This is a genomic window from Mesorhizobium sp. M7A.F.Ca.CA.004.04.2.1, assembly GCF_004022825.1.
Classification (GTDB): domain Bacteria; phylum Pseudomonadota; class Alphaproteobacteria; order Rhizobiales; family Rhizobiaceae; genus Mesorhizobium.
The window spans coordinates 1-1,834 of record NZ_RZPH01001131.1; the positions used below are offsets into that span (position 1 = coordinate 1).

A 1,834-nucleotide genomic window follows, 5' to 3' on the forward strand; every position below is an offset into this window, starting at 1 on the left:
CTTCCTGCATGCCGCGGATCCAGGGCTGGTCAGCCGGCGAAGCGCGTTCGAGCGCTGCCGTCATCATCGCCAGGCCGCGAACGATCTTGCCGCTCTGGAACAACAAATGGCCCAGTGTCGCCTGGGCGCCGGCATGGCCTTTCTCGGCGGCGAGTTGGAACCAGCGCCCGGCCTGCTTGACACTGGCCTTCACGCCGCCCTCGCCCTTCAAGAACATCTGCCCCATCTCGAACTGCGCGTTCGGATTGCGGTAGTTGGCGGCGGCGCGCATGTAATATTCCTGGGCCGCCACCTCGTTCTCGGCGACCGGGCTGCCGGGAATGCCCGTGCGCAAATAGTCGCCAAGCGCCACCAGCGCGTCGGAGACATAGCTTTCCTCAGGCGAGCCGGGCTCGACGTCCTGGTCAACGATCTCGGAGAAGAACTTGAACGCCTCATAGTCATCGCGCGCCACGCCGTCGCCCTCGGCATACATGCGGGCAAGCTTCCAGGTGGCACCGATCTGGCCGTTTTCGGCAGCGTATTTGTAGGCCTCGGCAGCCTGTTCCTTGTGGCCGTTCTTGTAGGCGGAGAAGCCGAACTGGAAGACCGCCCAGGGGCTGGATTGCGGCTTCACCCCGGTCTTGTCGTCGAACACCTTGTCGTCGAAGGCCATGGCCTGGCCCACGGCGCCAAAGGTCGCGCCAAATGTGGCGGCCACGACCAGTGCCGAAAAGACAGACGACCTCAACAACTCAGATGTCCGCATAACAGTGTGTTTCTTTCGCACCGCCCGGATGGGTCACCGCGCCATCGCGCGCCGGCCCTACCGTCTGTGCATATTTCCATATCGCGCCCGACTGATAGTCGGTCGTGCGCGCCTTCCATGTCTTTGCCCTCGCCGCCAGTTCGCTATCGGACAACGCCACGTCGATCGTGCCGTTCACCGCGTCGATCGAGATCACGTCACCATCCCTGAGCAGTCCGATCGGGCCGCCCACGGCTGCTTCGGGGCCGACATGGCCGATGCAGAAGCCGCGCGTCGCGCCCGAAAAGCGCCCGTCGGTGATCAGCGCCACCTTGCCGCCCATGCCCTGGCCGTACAGCGCTGCCGTCGTCGACAGCATCTCGCGCATGCCGGGGCCGCCGCGCGGCCCTTCGTAGCGGATGACGAGAACCTCGCCTTCCCTGTAGTTGCGATGCGTCACCGCCTCGAAACATTCCTCTTCCGAATCGAAGCAGCGTGCCGGGCCGGAGAACTTCAACTCCGCCATGCCCGCGACCTTCACGATCGCGCCTTCGGGGGCAAGGTTTCCCTTCAAGCCCACGACACCGCCGGTTTGGGTAATGGGTGTGTTGGCCGGGCGGACCACATCCTGATGCTCATTCCAGACAACGTGCTGCATGTTTTCGGCCAAAGTGCGGCCAGTCACGGTCATGCAGTCGCCATGCAGATAGCCGTGGTCGAGCAGCGTCTTCATCAGCAGCGGAATGCCGCCGGCCTCGAACATGTCCTTGGCGACATATTTGCCGCCCGGCTTGAGGTCGGCGATGTAAGGCGTCTTCTCGAAGATCTTGGCCACGTCGAACAGGTCGAACTTGATGCCGGCCTCGTGGGCGATCGCCGGCAGATGCAGTGCCGCGTTGGTCGAACCGCCGGTGGCCGAGACCACGGTCGCCGCATTCTCCAGCGCCTTCAGAGTGACGATGTCGCGCGGCCGGATATTTTTCGCGATCAGCTCCATGATCTTTTCGCCGGAGGCGAAATTGAACCGGTCGCGCATTTCATAGGGTGCCGGCGCGCCGCAGGAATAGGGCAGCGCCAGGCCGATCGCCTCGGCGACGGTGGCCATGG

General features: G+C 64.0%; 2 protein-coding genes. Both read right to left on the reverse strand.

The annotated features are described in order from the left end of the window. A partial coding sequence (locus EN893_RS32105; RefSeq protein ID WP_164901307.1) for a tetratricopeptide repeat protein occupies window positions 1–748 on the reverse strand: 748 nt, incomplete at its 3' end. Continuing rightward, the coding region (locus tag EN893_RS32110; RefSeq protein ID WP_206640216.1) for a dihydroxy-acid dehydratase at window positions 735–1,834 on the reverse strand (1,100 nt) is incomplete at its 5' end. The genes EN893_RS32105 and EN893_RS32110, both read right to left, overlap by 14 nt.